The organism is Luteimonas sp. 9C (assembly GCF_902506295.1).
Classification (GTDB): domain Bacteria; phylum Pseudomonadota; class Gammaproteobacteria; order Xanthomonadales; family Xanthomonadaceae; genus Luteimonas.
Map to the genome: position 1 here is coordinate 144474 of NZ_LR733312.1, position 21124 is coordinate 165597.

Annotated in this window: 15 protein-coding genes; 9 read left to right on the forward strand and 6 right to left on the reverse strand. The window is 69.6% G+C overall.

The features are described from left to right. Positions 1–11 precede the first annotated feature (11 nt). On the reverse strand, positions 12–2231 hold the full coding sequence (locus CURTO8I2_RS00710; protein ID WP_159677832.1) for a primosomal protein N': 2220 nt from the start codon (positions 2229–2231) through the stop codon (positions 12–14). 470 nt (positions 2232–2701) lie between these two features. On the opposite strand from CURTO8I2_RS00710, the gene CURTO8I2_RS00715 reads away from it, so the two are divergent. Continuing rightward, positions 2702–3664: a hypothetical protein gene (locus CURTO8I2_RS00715; RefSeq protein ID WP_159677833.1), complete on the forward strand. Its 963-nt coding sequence runs from the start codon at positions 2702–2704 to the stop codon at positions 3662–3664. Beyond that, entirely contained in the window at positions 3651–4289 is a 639-nt protein-coding gene (locus CURTO8I2_RS00720) for a DUF3106 domain-containing protein (protein ID WP_159677835.1), read from the forward strand. The genes CURTO8I2_RS00715 and CURTO8I2_RS00720 overlap by 14 nt, the downstream gene beginning before the upstream one ends. An 18-nt stretch (positions 4290–4307) precedes the next feature. Here CURTO8I2_RS00720 and CURTO8I2_RS00725 read toward each other — a convergent pair whose 3' ends face one another. Next, a complete protein-coding gene (locus tag CURTO8I2_RS00725; protein ID WP_159677836.1) occupies positions 4308–5474 on the reverse strand; it encodes a DUF3667 domain-containing protein in 1167 nt (388 codons plus the stop codon). 180 nt (positions 5475–5654) lie between these two features. Here CURTO8I2_RS00725 and CURTO8I2_RS00730 point away from each other — a divergent pair, with 180 nt between their 5' ends. Both CURTO8I2_RS00730 and sppA read left to right on the forward strand, forming a co-directional pair. Then, a complete protein-coding gene (locus CURTO8I2_RS00730; protein ID WP_159677838.1) occupies positions 5655–7034 on the forward strand; it encodes an MATE family efflux transporter in 1380 nt (459 codons plus the stop codon). 116 nt (positions 7035–7150) lie between these two features. Continuing rightward, positions 7151–9046, forward strand: a complete 1896-nt coding sequence (gene sppA / locus CURTO8I2_RS00735; RefSeq protein ID WP_159677839.1) for a signal peptide peptidase SppA — start codon at positions 7151–7153, stop codon at positions 9044–9046. A 294-nt stretch (positions 9047–9340) separates the two neighbouring features. On the opposite strand, the gene CURTO8I2_RS00740 is transcribed toward sppA, so the two are convergent. Then, on the reverse strand, positions 9341–10777 hold the full coding sequence (locus tag CURTO8I2_RS00740) for a sugar porter family MFS transporter (RefSeq protein ID WP_159677841.1): 1437 nt from the start codon (positions 10775–10777) through the stop codon (positions 9341–9343). 540 nt (positions 10778–11317) lie between these two features. Between CURTO8I2_RS00740 and CURTO8I2_RS00745 the strand changes: the two genes are divergently transcribed. Beyond that, on the forward strand, positions 11318–12889 hold the full coding sequence (locus CURTO8I2_RS00745; RefSeq protein ID WP_159677842.1) for an SDR family oxidoreductase: 1572 nt from the start codon (positions 11318–11320) through the stop codon (positions 12887–12889). A gap of 23 nt (positions 12890–12912) precedes the next feature. Here CURTO8I2_RS00745 and CURTO8I2_RS00750 read toward each other — a convergent pair whose 3' ends face one another. After that, positions 12913–13158 (reverse strand): hypothetical protein, encoded by a 246-nt coding sequence (locus tag CURTO8I2_RS00750; RefSeq protein WP_236550958.1) that lies wholly within the window; start codon positions 13156–13158, stop codon positions 12913–12915. A 61-nt stretch (positions 13159–13219) separates the two neighbouring features. Here CURTO8I2_RS00750 and CURTO8I2_RS00755 point away from each other — a divergent pair, with 61 nt between their 5' ends. Together CURTO8I2_RS00755 and CURTO8I2_RS00760 are read left to right on the forward strand one after the other, a co-directional pair. Continuing rightward, positions 13220–13996 carry an SDR family oxidoreductase gene (locus CURTO8I2_RS00755; protein ID WP_159677844.1) on the forward strand — a complete coding sequence of 259 codons (777 nt, stop codon included), beginning with the start codon at positions 13220–13222 and terminating at the stop codon, positions 13994–13996. Continuing rightward, on the forward strand, positions 13986–14480 hold the full coding sequence (locus CURTO8I2_RS00760; protein ID WP_159677845.1) for an isoprenylcysteine carboxylmethyltransferase family protein: 495 nt from the start codon (positions 13986–13988) through the stop codon (positions 14478–14480). The genes CURTO8I2_RS00755 and CURTO8I2_RS00760 overlap by 11 nt, the downstream gene beginning before the upstream one ends. Here CURTO8I2_RS00760 and CURTO8I2_RS00765 read toward each other — a convergent pair. After that, entirely contained in the window at positions 14477–15124 is a 648-nt protein-coding gene (locus tag CURTO8I2_RS00765) for a DUF4124 domain-containing protein (protein ID WP_159677847.1), read from the reverse strand. The two genes, CURTO8I2_RS00760 and CURTO8I2_RS00765, sit on opposite strands and share 4 nt — an antisense overlap. Next, the gene (locus tag CURTO8I2_RS00770; protein WP_159677848.1) at positions 15121–15780 is read right to left on the reverse strand and encodes a DUF4124 domain-containing protein; all 660 of its coding nucleotides are present in this window, start codon (positions 15778–15780) and stop codon (positions 15121–15123) included. Before CURTO8I2_RS00770 ends, CURTO8I2_RS00765 begins: the two co-directional genes overlap by 4 nt. A gap of 674 nt (positions 15781–16454) precedes the next feature. On the opposite strand from CURTO8I2_RS00770, the gene CURTO8I2_RS00775 reads away from it, so the two are divergent. Together CURTO8I2_RS00775 and CURTO8I2_RS00780 are read left to right on the forward strand one after the other, a co-directional pair. Next, positions 16455–19517 (forward strand): TonB-dependent receptor, encoded by a 3063-nt coding sequence (locus CURTO8I2_RS00775; RefSeq protein ID WP_159677850.1) that lies wholly within the window; start codon positions 16455–16457, stop codon positions 19515–19517. Between the two features lie 86 nt (positions 19518–19603). Next, positions 19604–21118: a tryptophan halogenase family protein gene (locus tag CURTO8I2_RS00780; RefSeq protein WP_159677851.1), complete on the forward strand. Its 1515-nt coding sequence runs from the start codon at positions 19604–19606 to the stop codon at positions 21116–21118. Positions 21119–21124 lie beyond the last annotated feature (6 nt).

Here is a 21124-nt window from a genome sequence, read left to right on the forward strand (position 1 = left end):
CGCCGGTCGGCTCAGTACAGATCGACCGGGTCCACATCCAGCGACCAGCGCGCGCGGCGCGCTTCGGGCAGGGCGTGGATCAGCGGGAGCGCCGCATCGAGAATCGCGTGCAGGCGCGGACGCTGGTCGGTGGCGATCAGCAGTTGCGCGCGATACACGCCTGCGCGGCGCGGCATCGGCGCGACCACCGGGCCATCGAGCAGCAGCGTCGGCATGCCGCTGGCGTCGCGCGCGGCATGCGGCGCGAGTACGCGGCGCGCGGCCTGCAGAAAGGCCATCGGCGGTTCGGCCTGCTGCGATTCGGCGCGCATCAGGGCCAGCGGCGCGAACGGCGGAAAGCCGGCCGCCTCGCGCTGCAGCAGTTCGTCGGCGGCGAAGGCGTGGTAGCCGCCACGGATCAGCGTCAGCAGCAAGGGATGCTCGGGATGATGGGTCTGCAGCAGTACGGTGCCGGGCTTCTCCGCGCGACCGGCGCGCCCCGCGACCTGGATCAGCAGTTGCGCGAGTTTCTCGCCGGCGCGGAAGTCGGCCGAGAACAGGCCCTCGTCGATGCCGACCACGCACACCAGCGTGAGATTCGGCAGGTCGTGGCCCTTGGCCAGCATCTGCGTGCCGATCAGGATGCCGGGCTGGCTGCCGAGTTCACCCAGAAGCCCTTCGAGCGCATCGCGGCGGCGCGTGCTGCCGCGATCGATCCGCAGCACCGGCACGTCATCGAAGCGCGCGGCCAGCAGTTCCTCGATGCGTTCGGTACCCACGCCCTGCGGCTGCAGGCCGAGACTCGCGCAATCCGGACACGCCGGCGGCGCGCTCGCGCGATGCCCGCAGTGATGACACTGCAGCCGCCGACCGCCGGCGTGCACGGTCATCGGATGCGGGCGGTCGGGCGTGCTGCAGCGCGGGCAGTGCGCGCTCCAGCCACAGTCGTGGCACAGCAGCACCGGCGCGTAGCCGCGGCGGTTCTTGAACACCAGCACCTGGCCGCCGGCGGCGAGCGCGGCGGACATCGCGGCCAGCATTTCCGGCGACAGGCCGGCCTCGAGCGGGCGCTTGCGCACGTCGAGCACGCGCACCGTCGGCGGTTTTGCCGCGCCCGCGCGGTGGGTCAGGCGCAGATGGGTGTAGCGGCCGGACACGGCGTTCTGCAGCGATTCCAGCGACGGCGTCGCGCTGCCCAGCAGCACCGGCACATCGAGCGCCTTGGCCCGCACCAGCGCGAAATCGCGCGCATGGTAACGGATGCCGTCCTGCTGCTTGTAGCTGCCGTCGTGTTCCTCGTCGACGACGATGAGGCCGGCGTCGGGCAGCGGCACGAACACCGCCGAACGCGTGCCGACCACCACACGCGCTTCGCCGCGCGCCGCGGCCGCCCAGACCCGCGCGCGCTCGCCGTCCCCCAGGCCCGAATGCAGCGCGTGGACCGGCACACCCAGACGCGCGCGGAAACGCGCCAGTGTCTGCGGCGTCAGTCCGATCTCGGGCACCAGTACCAGCGCCTGCCGCCCGCGCGCCAGACAGTCGGCGATCGCCTGCAGGTAGACCTCGGTCTTGCCGCTGCCGGTCACCCCATCGAGCAGCATCGCGGCGAAACCGGTGCACGCGGCGACCGCATCGACCGCCTGCTGCTGTTCGTCGTGCAGCGCGGGGCCCGGCTGCGGCGTCGGCGCCAGCTGCGACGCCGGCACCGCGACGCGTTCGACCAGGCCGCGGCTTGCCAGCGTGCGCGCGGCGGCGCGCCAGCCGTCCAGCGCCAGATCCAGCGCGTCCTCGTCGCGCGGCGTGGCTGCGAGCAGGGCCGCCAGGCGTTGCGGGCGGCCGCCGGCCTTGAGACCGGACAGCGCGGTGTGGCCGGCCTCGGTCAGGCGCCAGGCCCAGGCGTGGGTGTCGGGCAGCGCGTCGCCGCGGCGCAGGGCGGCGGGCAGGGCCGTCGCCAGGACTTCGCCCAGCGGGGCATGGGTGTAGCGGGCCAGCCAGCGCAGCGACGCGGCGAGTTCGCCATGCAGCAGGGGCGTCCCGTCCAGCCATTCGAGGGCGGTACGCAGGGTCTGGGCGGGGTCGTCCGGCGGACCGACCGCGGCGACGACCCCGATCAGCTCGCGGGGGCCGAACGGAACCCGCACCCGCCGACCGACGTCGTTTGGACCGGCCGGCGCACCGCCCGGCGCGCAGTAGTCGAACAGCCGTGGCAGCGGCACCGGCAGGGCGACCTGGAGGACGGAGGCGGCGGGCATCGGAGCGGTCACCGGCAAAGTCTATCGGGTCGCCCGCATGCGTCGATCATTTGCGCGCGGAACCTCGCTTGACTTGGACGTTGTGGCTGCAAGTGCCCGAAAGAAAAGGGATTGCCGCTTATCCACATGTTCTGTGGATAAGCCTGTGCATACACGCCCCGGATTGCGACGTTAAGCGGTATTCAGTGGGGTAGACGCGTGCTTGGACAAAAAAGTGCCATATCGGAAATTCCTATCGAGATCAATGGCTTGGCCGTGAAACATTGTTGTCATGCAGCATGTGCAGGCGGTCATCTTCAGCTGGGTGACAGCGTTGTGAACCCTGTGAACAACCACTTGCGCGCTTCCCGGCCTGTGGAACGTTTCCGGCGCCGGCTGTCAAGAGTGGGTCAATCGCGTCGGGTGGCTATGATGCGCGGTCTCCAACGTCGGCCCCGATGAGCACGTCTTCCCAGTCAGCGCCCCCCGCCATGTCGTCCGCCGTTGCCGCGTTCTTGCGCGGGGTGGAGCGGCGAGCGGCCGCGTTCGCGCAGTGGCAGAGCGGCGACATCGAAACCGGGGATGCCGCGCTGGCCGCCGCGATGACCGATTTCGGCCAGCTGGCGACCAATACGCCGTTCCCCGACTGGCCCCGCCGGTTCTGGGCGCAGCTGCTGGCCGCGCCCGCGCTGCGCGCGCCGGCGGTGCTGCCCGACGACGCCGACGGCTTGCCCGCCCTGGCCGGCCTGTCGGGCGGTCCCAGGGTCACGGTGCTGCTGCGGATGGTGGCCGGGCTGCCGGAGCACGAGGCGGCTGCGGTGCTGGGCGTGACCCGGGCCACGTACCGGCTGGGTCTTCAGCGCGCACTCCCGCATCGCGAGGACGGCAGTCCCGACCCCGAGGCCTGGCGCCGCATCGCCGAGGCCGCCCAGGCGGCGATCCGCGCGCTGCCGCCCGACCGGCTGGCGCGCCTGGCCGGCCTGCGCGAAGCGGCGCTGCGCGGCCAGGTGCCGCCGCTGCGCCGGTTTCCCCTGCAGCGTGCGGTCGTCGCGCCGCCGCCGGTGGAGGCCGCCGCGCCGGCGGCGCGGACCCGGGCACGCTGGCTGTGGCCGGCGCAGGCGCTGGTTCTGCTTGCGATGCTCGCCGCGCTGGCCTGGACCTGGCGCGACGCCTGGCCGGGTGGCGGCCTCGACGACGACACGACGATCCGGATCGAAGCGCTGCCCGACGCGCAGGCGCCGGCGGCGACCTACGACGCCGAGGTCGCGCTGCTGACCGCACCCGATTTCGATCTGTTGACCGAGGCCGACGCCGCCACATGGCGCGAGGACCCGGCGTTCTACGCGTGGTTGTCCACGCAGATCGAAGCGCCGGTCGACGACACCCGGGATGCCCATCTCGACGCCGTTCCCGACACCGCCGACGGCATGGAGACCACCGATGCCGATCTCTGAGCGCATGTGGCGCTGCGCCGGCGTCGCGCTGCTGCTCGTCGCGCCGCTCGCCCAGGCTGCGCTGCCGGCGGCGCTGCAGGCCGACACCCTGCCGGCCGCCGAGCGCACCCGGCTCGAGGCCCGCGCCGCGCGCCTGGCGCAGATGACGCCTGCCGAACGCGACGCCCTGCAGGCGCGTCTCGCGGCCTGGCAGATCCTGCCGGCGAGCGAACGCGTGCGCCGGCGGATCGCCTGGCAGGCGGCCGACGCGTTGCCGCACGCCGAGCGCATGGAGCTGCAACAGGCCGCCGCGCATTTCGAAACCCTGCCCGAACCCGAGCAACGCGCGTTGCGCCTGGCCTTCGAGCAGCTCGATCTCGGCCTGCGTCGTGGCTGGCTGCTGGGTCCGGTGCTCGGGGCCGACTGGCCGCGGCTGCATCCGCTGTTTTCCGCGATGCCCGAAGTGCAGCGCGCGCCGGCCCTGCTGGCGTTGCGTGCGACCTCGCTACAGGCGCGCGACGATCTGGCCGCACTCGCGCAGCGCACGCCGCCCCACGAACGCGACGCGCTGCGGGCGCAGTGGCTGGCGGTGCCGGCCGATGCGCGTGACGCGTGGCTGCGCGCCCGGGTGGCCGGCGCGCCCTGACGTGCTGCGGGCGCGCCGCTAGAGCGCGTACAGCGCGTAGCCCGCCATCGGGATCGCGACGCTGAGGAACAGCGCGAAATACAGCACGCCGATGACGGCGAACTTGACCAGGGTCCAGGGCCACGACTGGCCGTAGACGCGCTTCTGCATCAGCAGCAGGTACACCGGCATCGCCCACAGCAGCAGCGACTGCAGCAGGCCGACGGCCCCGGTCGCCCACGCGGCGTGCGCCGCCAGCCACGGCGTCACCAGCGCGGTGCAGAACAGCAGCAGCAGACCCAGCATCAGCGCCGCGTGGCTGTAGAGACCGACCACGACGTGTTCGAGATAGAGCCGGCGCTGGAACAGGTAAAGCAGCTTCAGCAGCACCGCGAACAGCGGCACCAGGATGAAGAGTGCGGTCGGCGCCACGCCGAGGACCGCGCGGGCATAGGCCTGGGGATCGTCGCGCAGGCGCGTGATGTTGCGTTCGATGCGTTCGCCGACGGGACCGCCGATGGTCGGCGGACCGGCCGACGGGCTGTCTGCCTCGGGCGGCGCAACCGGATCGGCGGTTCCGACGGGCGACTCCGCGGCGGCGGGTGCATCAGGGGTGGTTGCATCCAGGGCGACGCCGCCGGGCGCGAGTTCCGCGATGCGCGTCTCGGCCTGTGCCCGCACCTGCGCCGCGGCGATGTCCAGCTGCGGCGTCACCCCGGGCAGGGCGCCCAGGGTGCGCCGGGTCTCGGCGATCCCGGCCAGCGCGTCGTTGCGCATCGTCTGCACGTCGTCCACCGTCTGCGCCTGCGAGAACTCCGTGGCGACGTCGTCGGTGCGGACCATCTGGCCGGCATCGAGGTCCTGCATCGCATCCTGGACAACGAACTTCGCGATGAAGAACGTCAGCAGCGTCAGGATCACGAACAGGCGCATCGGTGCCACGTAGCGCACGCGGTGGCCGCCGAGGTAGCGGTTGGCGATGCGGCCGGGCACGAAGAGATCGCGCACCGTGCGGAAGATCCGGCCGTCGAGATGCCAGAACGACTCGAACACTTCCTCCACCGCGTGGGCGACGTGGCGGACCGGGCTGTGCGTGGACTGGCCGCAGGCATGGCAGAAGTCGCCGTGCAGCGGCGTGCCGCAGTTCTCGCAGGCGGACGGATGCGCGTCCTCGGACGGCAGCGGCGGCAGGGCGGCGTGTGACATGCGCGAACGGATTCCTGGCAAGGCCGCGGCGGCGCGGCCGCGGACACGGAAGAAGACGGGGTTGGATCGACGCGCGTGTCGCTCCCCTGCGCGGCGTGGGGCTAGAATGCCCGTCCTTCGCGCCCCGGTGCCAGCGCACGCATCCGTCGTCCGCGCGGCCGCAGTCGCAGAGCCGTCTCCATGTCTTCCGCAATCACGCCGCCGCCCTTCGGTCACGAAGTGCGGCGCACCGCCGTTCTGGCGGCCCCGCTGGTCGCCGGCCACGTCGCCACCGGCCTGATCGGCTTCGTCGATTCCGTCATCGCCGGCCACCACGGCACCGCCACGCTGGCGGCGGTCGCGGTGGGGACGGCGATCTTCTGGCTGCCCTTGATGGTGCCGATGGGCACGCTGATGGCGGTGCCGCCGTCGGTGTCGCAGCTCGACGGCGAAGGCCGCCATGCCGAAGTCGGCCCGCTGTTCCGGCAGGCGCTGTGGCTGGCGGCGGCGCTCGGCGTGGCGCTGTTCGGCCTGCTGACGCTGCTGGCCGCCGGGCTGGGCCCGTTCGGGATCGCGCCCGACATCGTGCCGGGCGCGACCGCATTCCTGCACGGCATCCGCTGGGGCGTGCCGGCGCTGACGCTGTATTTCTGCATGCGCTATCTCAGCGACGGCCTGCACTGGACACTGCCGACGATGGTGTTCGGCTTCGGTGGACTCGTCGTACTGGTGCCGATGGGCTATGCGCTCGCGTTCGGCTGGGGCCCGTTCCCCGAGGGCGGCGCCGGCGGCCTGGGCATCGCCTCGGCGATCATGATGTGGACCCAGTCGGCCGCCTTCGCGCTGTACCTGGCGCTGTCGAAGCGGTTCGCGCGCTACCAGCTGTTCACCCGCTTCGACCCGCCGCGCCGGGCGGAGATCGCCGCGCTGCTGCGCACCGGCTTGCCGATCGGCGTGACGGTGACGATGGAGGGCAGCCTGTTCGTGGTGACCGCGCTGCTGATCGGCCGGCTCGGCGAACTCGAGGCGGCCGCGCACCAGATCGCGATCAACGTCGCCGCGCTCTGCTTCATGGTGCCGTTCGGCCTGGCCGAGGCGACCACCGTCCGCGTGGGGAATGCGATCGGCCGCGGCCTCGGCAGCGCCGGGGTGCGGCGTGCGGGGTTCGCAGGTCTGACGCTGGTGCTGGTCACCCAGACGGTCTCGGGCGTGCTGCTGTTGCTGGGCCACGACCACGTCGTGCGCATCTACACCGAAGACGCCGCCGTCGCCGCGCTCGCCGGCTCGCTGCTGCTCTACGCCGCCGCGTTCCAGTTTCCCGACGGCATCCAGGCGCTGTCGGCCGGCGCGCTGCGTGGGCTCAAGGACACGCGCGTGCCGATGGTCCTCGCCGCGGCGGCGTACTGGGGCGTGGGCATGGCGCTGGGCGCGACGCTCGGTCTGGGACTGGGCTGGGGACCGAAGGGCATGTGGATCGGCCTGATCGCCGGGCTGACCGTGGCCGCCGTCCTGCTGGGCGCCCGGTTCCTGCGCAGCAGCCGGCATGTGCCGGCGCCCGCTGCATCTCCGACGGCACAGTGACGACCGGCGCATGCATTGGCCTGCCGCGCCCGGTAGGCTGCCTCCTGGGATGGACCCAGGCCGCACCGCTGCCGGCGGCCACGACCCGATAATTTTCTGATGGAGCCGTTTTCCGCATGAGTACTGTGCAGCCCCGCGCGCCGCTGACGCGCTTCATTGTCGGCATCTGGGACGGGATGAACTTCATCCGGCGCCTGATCCTCAATGTCCTGTTCTTCGGCCTGCTGTTCCTGTTCGCGCTGCTGGTGCTGATCGCGATCGTCGGCGGCAGCTCGCGCCAGGCGCCGCTGCTCGAGCGCACCACGCTGGTCATCGCGCCCGAGGGCGCGCTGGTGGAGCAGTACCGCAGCGATCCCTTCATGCGCGCGCTGGCCGAGAACAGCGGCAGCGGCGTCGGTGAGGTGCAACTGCGCGACGTGCTGCGCGCGCTGGAAGCGGCGAAGACCGACGAGCGCATCGAGCGTGTGCTGCTGCGGACCGATCGCATGACCTTCTCCGGCTACGCGTCGATGCGCGAAGTGGCCGACGCGATTGCCGAGGTGCGCGCGGCCGGCAAGCAGGTCGTCGCGTTCGGCGAGTATTTCGGCCAGCAGCAGTACCTGCTCGCCGCGCAGGCCGACGAGGTCTACCTCGATCCCGAAGGCGGCATGATGCTCGAAGGCCTGGCCGGCTATCGCCAGTACTACCGCGAAGCGCTGGAAGACAAGCTCGGCGTGGATGTGCACCTGTTCAAGGTGGGCGAGTACAAGTCGGCGGCCGAGCCCTACATCCTCGACGGTGCGTCGCCGGAGTCGAAGGAAGCCGACCTGTACTGGATGAACGACATCTGGCAGCGGCACATCGCCGACATCGCCAAGGTGCGCGGCACCACGCCCGAGGCGCTCAATGCCGGCGTCGACACGCTGCCGCAGGGCATCGCCGCGGCGCAGGGCGATCTGGCCCGGTACGCGCTGTCGCAGAAGTTCGTCGACGGCCTGAAGACGCGTGGAGAAGTCGAGGACCTGCTGATCGAACGTGGCGTGGCCGACGAGGATGCCGAGGGCGGCTTCCGCCAGGTGTCGATGCGCGATTTCCTGGCGCACGTGACGCCGGCCAGCTCGGCCGCGGACCGACGCGACCAGGTCGCCGTGGTCGTCGCCGAAGGTGGCATCACCGGTGGCGAGCAGCCGCCGGGCACGATCGGTGGCGAGTCGACCTCGGCCCTGCTGCGCGAGGCGCTCGACGACGAACACGTGAAGTCGGTCGTGCTGCGCGTCGATTCCGGTGGCGGCGAAGTGTTCGCCTCCGAGCAGATCCGCCGCGAGGTCGATGCGCTCAAGGCCGCCGGCAAGCCGGTGGTGGTGTCGATGGGCGATGTCGCCGCGTCGGGCGGCTACTGGATCAGCATGAACGCCGATCGCATCTACGCCGATGCGTCGACGATCACCGGCTCGATCGGCATCTTCGCGCTGGTCCCGACCTTCCCGCGCACGCTGGAGAAGATCGGCGTGCGCACCGACGGCGTCGGCACGACGCGCTTCGCCGGCGCATTCGATCTGACCCGCGAACTGCAGCCCGAGGCCGGTCTGGCCATCCAGTCGATCATCGATCGCGGCTACGCCAATTTCATCGGCAAGGTCGGGCAGGCGCGTGGCCGCAGTGCGGAAGAGATCGACACCGTCGCCCGCGGTCGCGTGTGGAGCGGCACCCAGGCACTCGATCGCGGTCTCGTCGACGAGCTGGGCGGCCTGCGCACGGCGATCGCCAAGGCCGCGGAGCTCGGTGGACTGGAAGAGGGCAAATGGCGCACGCGTTACGTCGAGAAGACCGCGACGCCGTTCGGCCGCTTCCTCACCGGCTTCGTCAGTGGCCGTCTCGGCGGCGCACTGGTCGGCCACAGCGACATTGCACGCGGCCTGCTGGCCCGCGCGGTGCCGCGTGCCGAGCAGGACCTGCAGCTGCTCGAAAGCGTGATCACCCCGCAGCCGGGCCGCCCGGTCAAGGCGGTTGCGTACTGCTTCTGCGAGCTCTGATTTCGCGCAGTCGTCGAAACGAGAACGGCCCGCCATCGGCGGGCCGTTTGCGTTGGTGCATGGTGCGCGCAGCGGTGACGGGCGGGGCATCCGGCGTGGCGCGCCGTCGCAGGTACTGCGCTGGCGCCGGGGTCCGATCGCGACCGAGCGATCACAGAGACGCACGCATCGAAGCGCCTGTCCGAACCTTGCGGTCCAATGCGCCGCGGACACTGTTGCCGGCGCCTCCGACGGCAGACGGGCGACGACGCTGCGCACCTGCGGGCGCAGGCCCACAGGTACGCCCTGGTTGCATCAGCCTTCCATCTGCTCGAGTTCTCGGCCGCGGGTTTCGTTGACGTAGCGCAGCACGAACACCACCGACAGCGCGGCGGCGATCGCATACAGGCCATAGGCACCGGCCAGACCGATGCCGGCGAGCAGCATCGGGAAGGTCCAGGTGATCAGGAAGTTCGCGCCCCATTGGAACAGGCCGGCGACCGCCAGGCCCGAACCGCGGATCTGGTTGGGGAACATCTCGCCGAGCATCACCCACATCACCGGGCCCCACGAGGCGTTGAAGAAGATCACGTAGAGATTCGCGGCAACCAGCGCGAGCAGGCCCATCGAATCCGACAGCAGCAGGCGGCCGTCGTCGCCCAGCGTGCCAGTCCAGAACGCCGCGGTCACCGCCGCCAGCGTCACCGCCATGCCGGCCGAGCCGATCCACAGCAGCGGTTTGCGCCCGATGCGGTCCACCAGCAGCAGCGAGACGATGCACGCGCCGATGCTCAGCGCGCCGGACAGCACATTAATCAGCAGCGCATCGTTCTCCGAAAAACCGACCGCCTGCCACAGCACCGCGCCGTAATAGAACACCACGTTGATGCCAACCAGCTGCTGGAACACCGCCAGGCCGATGCCGACCCAGACGATCGGGCGCACGCGCCCCGTCACCTTGGACACAAGGTCCGAGAACTTGGGGCGGTGCAGATCGGCGGCCAAGGACTCGCGGATTTCGCCGAGCTTGCGGCGGCCGTCGACATCGCCGTACAAGCGCACCAGCACGCGTTCGGCCTGGTCGAGCCGGCCGCGCGCGACCAGAAAGCGCGGGCTTTCGGGAATCGCGAACAGGGCCACGAGGAACAGCGCTGCCGGCGCCATTTCGATCCAGAACATCCAGCGCCAAGCCTGATGGCCGCCCCAGAATTCCGCCGTCGAACCGCCGGCCATGCGCGCCAGCAGATAGTTGCTGAGGAACGCCGCGAACAGGCCGCCGATGATCGCGATCTGCTGCACCGTCGCGAGCCGGCCGCGATAGCGTGCCGACGACACTTCGGCGATGTAGGCGGGCGACATCACGCTCGCTGCGCCGACGGCCAGGCCGCCGACGATGCGGTAGATCACGAACTCCAGCGACCCGGTCGCTATGCCCGAACCCCAGGCCGACACCAGGAAAAGCACTGCGGCCACGATCAGCAGCGTGCGACGGCCGAACACATCGGCCAGCCGGCCGGCGAAGAACGCACCCACCGCGCAGCCCAGCAGCATCGAGGCGACATTGAAGCCGGTACCCACCGAGTCGGAATTGAACGCGCGTTGCAGGCCGTCGACCGTGCCGTTGATGACGCCGCTGTCGAACCCGAACAGGAAGCCGCCGATCGTGGCGACGCAGCTGATCAGGATGATTAGTCGTGTGTTCTCGCCGCTCGGCATCCGATCGGCGCGCAGACCACTGGTGTCGGTTGTCATCTGTCCCCCCGGACGTTGCAGGACCCCGGTCCGCTGTCCGGCCAGGCGAGGGTGGAGCGTACCGCAATCACCGAAGGTCTTTGCGCGCGGTGCGAGGGTGTCGCATGCGCTCCGAGGCTACGTCGCGACGCGATGTTCGATCCGTCGCGCGCGCGCTATCACTTCGTCACGCGAACAGCGTTGCGTTGCGTGCCGCCGCAGTCTCCACCGTGGATGCCACGCACCACCGCACTGCGCACGCCGTCGCCCGGGTTTCCAGCGCGGCAGGCAACGTCGTCGCCTTGCGGTGCAGTGGCTGCCGCCTCGTCTCGCGGCCGGCGCGGACCGGACGGCGTCCTGGGCGTCGGATGGCACAGCCTCCCCCGATCGGCGAAAATGCCGCGCCGGGGACCCTCGTGGTCTTCGGTGCGGTCGCAGGCTTCGTGCGTCACCGCGACCACCCCACGCCCGCGACGGCCGACCGGCCGATGCAACGCACGCTTTCCCGCTCGACACCGGCGCTCCGCGTCCGACACGTCGCGCACGCCCACGGACACGCTCTTGAACTCGACCTCCGCTCCGCTCCCGGCATCCGACGCCGACGACTCCCTGCCGCAGCGCGCACGCATCGCCGCCGACCTGCTCGAGGCGATCCGCGACGACCGCAGCGTGCTCGACGGTCTGCCGGACGAGGCCCGCATCCGCCTGCTGCAGGCGGTCGCGCTCGTGCACCATCCCGAGCCGCGTGCGCGGCGCAAGCAGGCCAAGGAAGCGCTGCGCGAAGCCAATCGGGAGAAGGTGCGTCGCACCGAGGCGCTGCTCGACCAGACCGGTATCCGCACGCTGCGTCGCAAGCCGGTGTTCACCACGCCGAACTACTTTCCGCCGCAGCCACCGGGCCAGCACGATCCACGCAACGCCGCGCCGGAAGAGTTGCCGTATGCCGAGTCGCCGGAACTGCTGCACTGCTACGTCTGCAAGCAGAAGTATACGCAGATCCACCACTTCTACGACCAGCTGTGCCCGACCTGCGCGGAGCTCAATTTCATCAAGCGCACCGAGACCGCCGACCTCACCGGGCGTGTCGCGCTGCTGACCGGTGGCCGGGTCAAGATCGGTTACCAGGCCGGTCTCAAACTGCTGCGCGCGGGCTGTTCGCTGATCGTCACCACGCGTTTCCCGCGCGACTCGGCGCAGCGTTACGCGCAGGAGCCGGACTTCGGCGAGTGGGGCGACCGGCTGGAAGTGTTCGGCCTCGATCTGCGCCACACCCCGAGCGTCGAGGCGTTCTGCGCCGAACTCGTCGCCACGCGCGACCGGCTCGACTTCATCGTCAACAACGCCTGCCAGACCGTACGTCGTCCGCCGGCGTTCTACGCGCACATGATGGCCGGCGAAACCGCCGCGCTGCACGAGTTGCCCGAACACGTGCGCAAGCTCGTCGGCGGTTACGAAGGCCTGCGCGCGGCCGATCTGCTGCCGGGCGGCAGCCAGTCGCTGGTCGAGAGCAGCGCGGGCCGCGCCGGCCTCGCGCGCGCCGCGGAACTGTCGCAGGTGCCGCTGCTCGCCGACGAACTGGTCGGCCAGGCGCATCTGTTCCCCGAAGGTCGCGTCGACAAGGATCTGCAGCAGGTCGATCTGCGCGGGCGCAACTCATGGCGGCTGCAGATGGACGAAGTGCCGGCGGTCGAACTGCTGGAGACGCAGCTGGTCAACGCGGTCGCGCCTTTCATCCTCAATGCGCGCCTGAAGACGCTGATGACGCGGACTCCGGAGCGCGACAAGCACATCGTCAACGTGTCCGCGGTCGAGGGGCAGTTCTATCGCAACTTCAAGACCACCAAGCATCCGCACACCAACATGGCCAAGGCCGCGCTCAACATGATGACGCGCACCTCGGCCGCGGATTACCACGGCGACGGCATCCACATGAATGCCGTCGACACCGGCTGGGTGACCGACGAGGATCCGGTGGAGATCGCCGAGCGCAAGATCGTCGAGGAGCGCTTTCATCCGCCGCTCGACATCGTCGACGGCGCGGCGCGCATCGTCGATCCGATCATCGACGGCATCAATACCGGCACCCACGTCTGGGGCCAGTTCCTCAAGGACTACAAGCCGACGGACTGGTGAGCCGTCGACGCGCCGGGGGCCGCTCAGCCGCCGGCGGCTTCGATCGCCTGGCGTTGACGCTGCGCATCGGCGTCGACGGTCGCCTGCGTCGCGCGCGCATCGTCGAGTGGCTTTTGTATCGCGTCGCGCAAATGCGTGGCCTGCGGTTCGGTCGGCTTGTCCGTCGGCGGCGTACAGGCTGCGCAGCCGAGCAACAGCAGCGCGGCGACGCCGATGCGGGTGCGGTGATTGCCGATGGCGGGATGCGGAACCATGCGTTGACTGGACATGCGGCACTCCGACGGACGGGCTCGGCGCTATCCTAACGCCGACACAGATCAGGGAATGACGATGGATCCGCACCGCTGGCGCCTGGATGGACAACTGGCCCTCGTGACGGGTGGCAGCGCCGGCATTGGCCGCGCGATCGCTCGCGAACTGACCGGCTTCGGCGCGACCGTGCTGATCGTCGGCCGCAACGGCGATGCACTGGAATCGACGCGCGACGAACTGCTCGAGGAATTTCCCCAGGCCGACGTGCGCGCGATGATCGCCGACGTCGTCGACGAAGAGCAGCGCCGCGAGATCCTCGACTGGGTCGAGGACCAGGGCGACGGGCTCGACATCCTGGTCAACAACGCCGGCGGCAACCTCAGTCGCGCAGCGAACGACTACGCCGAAGACGAGTGGCGCGAGATCTTCGAGGTCAACGTGTTCAGTGCGTTCGAGCTTGCGCGCTATGCGCATCCGCTGCTCGCGAGCCGCGGCAGTTCGGCGATCGTCAACGTCGGCAGCGTGTCGGGCATCACCCATGTGCGCAGCGGTGCGCCCTACGGCATGAGCAAGGCGGCGTTGCACCAGATGACCCGCAATCTCGCGGTGGAGTGGGCCGAGGACGGCATCCGTGTCAATGCGGTCGCGCCGTGGTACATCCGCACGCGGCGGACTTCGGGTCCACTGTCGGATCCCGACTATCTCGACGATGTGCTGCTGCGCACGCCGATGGGCCGCATCGGCGAACCGGAAGAGGTCGCTGCGGCAGTCGCGTTCCTGTGCCTGCCGGCATCGGCCTACATCACCGGCGAATGCATCGCGGTCGACGGCGGATTCCTGCGCCATGGTTTCTGAGTCGCGGGACGTCGCCCCGCGCGCGCCCTGGCTGGTGCGCAGCACATCGCCGGTCCAGTGCATTGCGGCATTCGCCGCGGGCGCCGGACTGCAGCATGCGCTCGGTCTGCCGCTGGCACCGGAGAGCATGCGCAGCGCACTGCATCTGACGGGCACGGTGCTGGCCGATGCCGGCCTGGTGCTGGCGGTGTGGGCGTTCGCGCTGTTCGTGCGGCGCCGGACCACGATCATCCCCGCGCACACGCCGGCGCAGTTGATCCTGCGCGGTCCGTTCCGGTGGACGCGCAATCCGATCTACCTGGCGCAGGTACTGGCGTACGTCGGTCTGGCGCTGATGCTGGATCTGCCCTGGGCGCTGCTCCTGCTGCCGTTGCCGGTGCTGGCGCTGCAACGCGCGATCATTCCGTTCGAGGAAGCACGTCTGCATGCGTGCTTCGGATCCGACTACGCGGCCTATCGGGCCGCCGTGCCGCGCTGGCTCTAGTCGGTGGCCGGCGCGATGCCGGCGCCCGGGCCACAGGTACTGTTACGCCAGGTCGAGAAGAGCTGCTCGTACTCCGCGCGCAGGGCGGGCTGCTCGCGCCCCTGCGCATAGCGCCAGCGGAATTCGGCCTCGCGCACGCGCGTTTCCCAGGTGCTGCACAGCGCATCGGCAGGCACCGCTTCGCAGACATCCGCCACCTGTTCGCAGGCCTGGCCCGCCTCCATGCCGGGCAGGCCACCGATGCCGATGGTGCGCATGGGGCGGCAACGCGGCGGCGGGTTGGCGTCCTCGCGCCAGTAGGTGCTGTTGTCGAACACGCGACACGCGAACAGCGCGGGCGGCGGTTGCGGCGCGGCCGCAACGTCGCGCGGCGTCACCGGATCGGGAGCCGGCAGCCGCGAGATCAGCGGAACCTGCGGCGGGGTGACCGGCGCCGCAGGTGGCGCGACGAATGCGGGCAAGGGCGTCGCCATCTCCACGACGCGCCGTTCCTGCGTATGTCCGGCGGGACAGGCCGTGCCGTTCTGGAACGTCACCGCGCCGGTGGCGTCGGTGCAGCGGTAGATCACCGTGGTCACTGCGGCACGGCCGCCACTCGCCAGCGCGCACAGGAGCGCGAGGGACAACACGACGCTGTGCTTCACCGGTCGCAGTCCTGGGACAGACGCGCGTTGATCGTCTGTTCTTCGTTGGTCAGCTGGCTGCGTTCGGTCGGCTGCGCATTGAAGAAGCGGCGACGGATCTCTTCGCGTCGATCGCCGAGCAGGCTGCAGACCTCACGCTGCGGCAGTTGCCGGCATTCGTCGCGGATCCAGGTGCCCGCGCCGTAATAGCCGCCGCGTGCACGCGGCCGTGTATCGACCCCGGAATCCACCTCGATGCTGCCGCGTCCGCCGCCGGCTTCGACACGCGTCGATGGCCCGCGACGCGAGGGCCCGTAGCCGAGCGTCCACAGCGGTACCCACCGTGGGTTGCCCTCGGACGAATCACTGGTGTAGCTGCTGCCGTCGGGACGGACGCACCGGTACATCGGCTGCGGTGGCCGCAACACGATCACCTGTGGTGACGGCGCAGCGACAACGGTCGACGTGGGGTCCGTGGGACGCGGAGGCGGTGGCGTGCCGTCGACGGGGCGCAGCATGTTGCGCACTTCCTGCGTGGCGTCGTCCGCGCACGGTGAATCGCGCAGAGCGACACGGCCGTTCGCGTCCGTGCACCGGTACACCGTGACCTGCGGTGGCGGTGGCGGAGCGGCCACCGCGGACAACGCACAGACGCTGCCGAGCAGCATGGCGAGCATGCGGCAGGCAGGGCGGGCAGCAGGGGCGATCCGTCGCGTCTCCATGTCCGCATCATGCAACGGCCGGCGCGGCCCGCGCATGCACCGTCCGCCGCGGGGTCCACCGCGATTCAGCCGACGGCGTTCGCAAGGCGCGTCGATCTGTGACGCGTGTCTGCTGCAATGCGGCATGTAAACGTTTCCAAGCGGTGCTAGCGTCCGCCTCACTGACGAGGGCGGACGTTCGAATGAGCGCGGGGGCGGTCGGATCCGGGGAGCGTGTGGCTGATGGCCGCGTGGCGTTTTCGTGCGCCACGGGGCCCGTCGTCGTGTGCATAGACGGCGAGGCGACGCAGGATTACGATGCGCGCCGGCTCGCACCACTGCGCCCCCTCCTGCTGCCGGAGGCCGCACAGGTGATGCGGGCGCCGGCGTCTGTCGCGACCACGTGTTCCAGCACGTTGCGCGTCGAGGCGCGACCGGTGGAGACCGGTCCGGCCAGTGAAGCGGATGCCACCCGACATCCGCGCGCCGTTCCGTCGACTTACAGGCCATTCCCGCTTCCGAAGTGCCGGCCCAGACCGGTGCGCGGTCGTGCGTGGGCGTGCCGCAAACGCTGTGCCGCTGTGCCGTTGTCCCGAGCCCATAACAACAACTCAGAAATCACGTAACGGAAGTCCCTCGGAGGGGATGCCATGAAAGCCAACCGCACTTCGCGTGCCCCCAAACCCAGCCTGCTCGCGTGCGCGCTGCTGGGCTGTCTCGTCGTCGCGACACCTGCGTTCGCACAGTCCACCGGCGCCACGCTGCGCGGCCAGGTGTCCTCGCAGGCGGGCGCGGAAGCCGGCACCACGGTGACGGCCACCAATACCGCCACCGGGGCGGTGCGCCGCACCCAGACTGGTGCGAACGGCAGCTACACCCTGATCGGCCTGCCGCCGGGTACCTACCGCGTCGACGCGGGCGGTAACCAGCAGACGGTGACGCTGTCGGTGGCTTCGACATCGACTCTCAACTTGCAGGGCACCACCAGCCAGACCGGCACCGCGTCCGGCGATGTGACCGACATCGGCGCCGTCACCGTGACCGCCCCGCTGCTGCGCGACGTCAAGACGTCCGAAGTGGGCAACACGATCTCGCTGCGCCAGATCCAGCAGCTGCCGCAGGCGACGCGCAACTTCCTCGAGTTCGCCGACACCGTGCCGGGCATGGCGTTCACCACCGACGCGCAGGGTTTCACCTCGCTGCGTAGCGGCGCGACCAACAGCTCGTCGGGCAATCTCTACATCGACGGCGTCGGCCAGAAGGGATACGTCGAAGGCGGCGGTGTCGCCGGCCAGAACAATTCGCGCGGCAACCCGTTCTCGCAGCTGGCGATCGGCGAGTACAAGGTCATCACCTCGAACTACAAGGCCGAGTACGGCCAGGTCACCGGCGCCGCCGTGACCGCGGCGACGAAGTCGGGCACCAACGAATTCGAAGGCGAAGCGTTCTACCGCTTCACCAACGAGGGCCTGCGCGAGAAGCGTCCCGACGAAGAGGCACCGGGCAAGGACAAGGTCGATTCGCAGACCAAGGAATGGGGCGTCGCCTTCGGCGGCCCGATCATCCAGGACCGCATGCACTTCTTCGCCGTCTACGAGAAGAAGGACCTGATCACCCCGCGCAGCGTGGTGCCGGACTCCAACGCCTCGCAGTTCGTGCAGTATCTGCCGGCGGACGTCCAGGCGCGCTTTGGCCCGATCAGTGCGCCGTTCGAGGAGGACCTGTACTTCGGCAAGATCAGCTGGAACGTGACCGACGACGATCTGATCGAACTCAGCGCGCAGGTGCGTGACGAGGTCCAGGTGGACTCGGTCGGCGACCAGCGCGCCGCCGAGCACGGCCGCGACGTCATCAACAAGGACAAGCGCGTCAACCTGCGCTGGCAGCACAGCGCCGCGTCGTGGAACAACGAGCTGATCCTCAGCACCGAGGACACGCAGACCAACCCGTTCCCGATGAGCCTGGGCAACGGCATCATCTACACCTACATCGAGCGCAATCCCAACGGCACCGTCGCCAACGAGCGCACGCTGGTCGAGACCGGTCCGGCCGGTGGCTTCGACGCGTTCCGTCGCGAGCAGGACGGCTGGTCGCTGATCAACAACACGACGTTCCAGGGCTTCGAGTTCGCGGGAGAGCACACCTTCAAGGTGGGCGTGAGCTACAAGGACATCACGCTCGCCTCGCAGGACGCCGGCGCGATCAATCCGCAGTTCCGTTACGAAGTCACGACGGCAGGCGTCAAGCCGACGCCGTTCAACGTCGATTTCCTCTCGCCCTACAACGTGCCCGGCCAGCGTCCGTCGGTGGAGACCGATTCGAAGCAGTACGGGTTCTACATCCAGGACGACTGGCAGGTGAACGACCACCTGATCTTCAACCTGGGCGTGCGCTGGGACTACGAGAAGAATCCGGCCTACACCGACTTCGTGACCTCGCAGGCCTTCGTCGACGCGCTGTATTCGCCGGACGAAGACAACCCTGGCCAGCCCTGGGCCAATCGCCTGCTCGCCAGCGGCATCAACGCGCGTGACTACATCAGCACCGGTGACAACCGCAGCGACTTCAAGGACGGCTGGGCGCCGCGCTTCGGCTTCGCCTGGGATCTCGATGCCAACGAACAGCACGTGATCCACGGCGGCGCCGGCCGCTCTTACGACCGCAACCTGTTCAAGCTGCTGTCGCTGGAAGTTAGCAAGGCCGCGCTCTCGCCGGTCAACGTCCGCTTCCAGGATCCGGCCACCGGGCAGTGCTACCGTCCGAACGAGGAAGGCCGTCCGTGCGTCGCCTGGGACGAGCGCTATCTCACCGGCATCGAGCAGCTGTGGTCCATTCCCGGCACCGCCGGCAGCGCCGAGCTCTTCATGCTCAACAACGACCTGCGCACGCCCTACAGCGACCAGTTCAGCCTCGGCATGGCCAACCAGGTCGGCGACTGGCTGACCGACGTGACCGTCCAGCGCATCAACAGCTACGACGGTTTCGTGTTCACGCTGATCAACCGCTATCCCGACGGCAGCTATTTCCAGGACGGCAGCGCGCCGTGGGGCGAAGCGGTCCCGGGCTACGCGAACACCATCCTCGGCAGCAACGGCATCGAGACCAAGAACGACCAGCTGCTGATGTCGGCGGAAAAGCCGTACACCAAGGACTCGGGCTGGGGCGTCAGCTTCGCGTACACGAAGACCGACGCGATCCACAACCGCTCGCGTGACGAGGCGTACGCGTTCGACAAGCCGACGATCGCAGGCTATCCCTTCATCAATGCCAACGACGTGCCCGAACACCGCCTGGTAATGGCGGGTTCCGTGGACGGTCCGTGGGGCCTGACGTTCGGCGCGAAGATCGTGCTCGAGACGCCGCGCTACCTCAACGACGTGCGCGACTACGGTGCGCGTCCGGCCGATGGCTCGTTCGGCCAGCCGATCGCGTTCAAGCCGCCGGGTACGGGCAAGTTCCTGGTCGGTGGCGACATCTGGGGCTACCGCACCGTCGACCTGCAGGCGACCAAGGAGTTCGCACTGCCGGGCGACACCGCGCTGACCGCACGCCTGAACGTGCTCAACGTGTTCAACTACCAGAACTTCTCGTCGTTCAACCTGATCAGCGCGGGCGCCGGCGGCAACTACTCGCCCAACATCACGGTCAACGAGTTCGGCAACATGTACTACGTGCCGCGTACGCTGAGCCTCGAGCTCGGTGTGAAGTTCTGACGCGCACCCGCGCGTCCGCGTGACCACGACGGGACCTGCGGGTCCCGTCGTGCTGTGGGTCTACGCCATCGCAACAGGAGAGCGGGATGGATCGTCTGCAACGCATCGTCATCGTCGGCGGCGGCACGGCTGGCTGGATGACCGCGGCCGCGCTGTCGCGCGTGCTCGGCCCCGGCTACGACATCGCGCTGGTCGAATCGGAGCGGATCGGCACCGTCGGCGTCGGCGAGGCCACCGTGCCGCACATCAAGGCGTTCAACCAGCTGCTGCGCATCGACGAGGCCGAGTTCGTGCGCAGCACGCAGGGCAGCTTCAAGCTGGGCATCGAATTCGTCGACTGGCTCGACGTCGGCGAGCGCTACATCCACGGTTTCGGCAGCGAGATCGGGCATCCGCTCGGCCTGCTGCCGTTCCACCAGTACTGGCTCAAGGCGCGCAGCCAGGGCCGCGCCGGTCCGCTCGGCGATTACACCCTCAACACCGTGGCCGCGCAGCGCGGCCGCTTCATGGTCTCGGCGACGGACGTGCCTCCGGGATCCCCGCTGGGCAATATCGCCTACGCCTACCACTTCGATGCCGGGCTCTATGCGCGGTATCTGCGCGGCTATGCCGAACAGCGCGGCGTGCGCCGGCACGAAGGCATGGTCGAACACGTGGCGCAGCATGCCGAAAGCGGCTTCGTCACCTCGGTGCGGCTGCAGGACGGCACCGTGCTGGCGGGCGACCTGTTCGTCGACTGTTCCGGCTTCCGCGGCCTGCTGATCGAGCAGACGCTCAAGACCGGCTACCACGATTTCACCCATTGGCTGCCCTGCGACCGCGCGCTGGCCGTGCCGACCTCGAATGTCGGGCCGCCCGCGCCGTTCACGCGCTCGACCGCGCGTGCCGCCGGTTGGCAATGGCGCATTCCGCTGCAGCACCGCACCGGCAACGGCTACGTGTATTCGAGCGCGCACGTCAGCGACGACGAGGCGGCCGCCACGCTGCTGGCGAATCTGGAAGGCGAAGCGCTCGGCGATCCGCGACCGCTGCGCTTCACCACCGGTCGCCGCAAACAGAGCTGGCACCGCAACGTCGTCGCGATCGGGCTGTCGAGCGGATTCCTCGAGCCGCTGGAATCGACCAGCATCCACCTGATCCAGTCGGGCATCTCCAAGCTGCTCGAGCTGCTGCCGCGCGAGGGCTTCAATCCCGCGCTCGCCGAGCGCTACAACGCGCAGCTGGCGTTCGAGTTCGACCGCATCCGCGACTTCATCGTGCTGCACTACAAGGCGACGCGTCGCGACGACACGGCGTTCTGGCGCCAGTGCCGGACGATGGAGGTGCCTGCGGAGCTGCAGGGCGTCATCGACCTGTTCCGCGACAGCGGCCGCTTCTTCCGCAACGCCAGCGAGATGTTCGCCGAGATCAGCTGGGTGCAGGTCATGATCGGGCAGGGCATCGTGCCGAAGGGCTGGCATCCGCTGGTCGACAACGTGCCCGACGAGGAGATCCACCGCTTCGTGGACAGCATCGGCCGCACGCTGTCGGCCTGCGTGGACGCGATGCCGCCGCACCAGGCCTTCATCGATCGGCACTGCAAGGCGCCGCCGCCGGCCTGAGGGCCA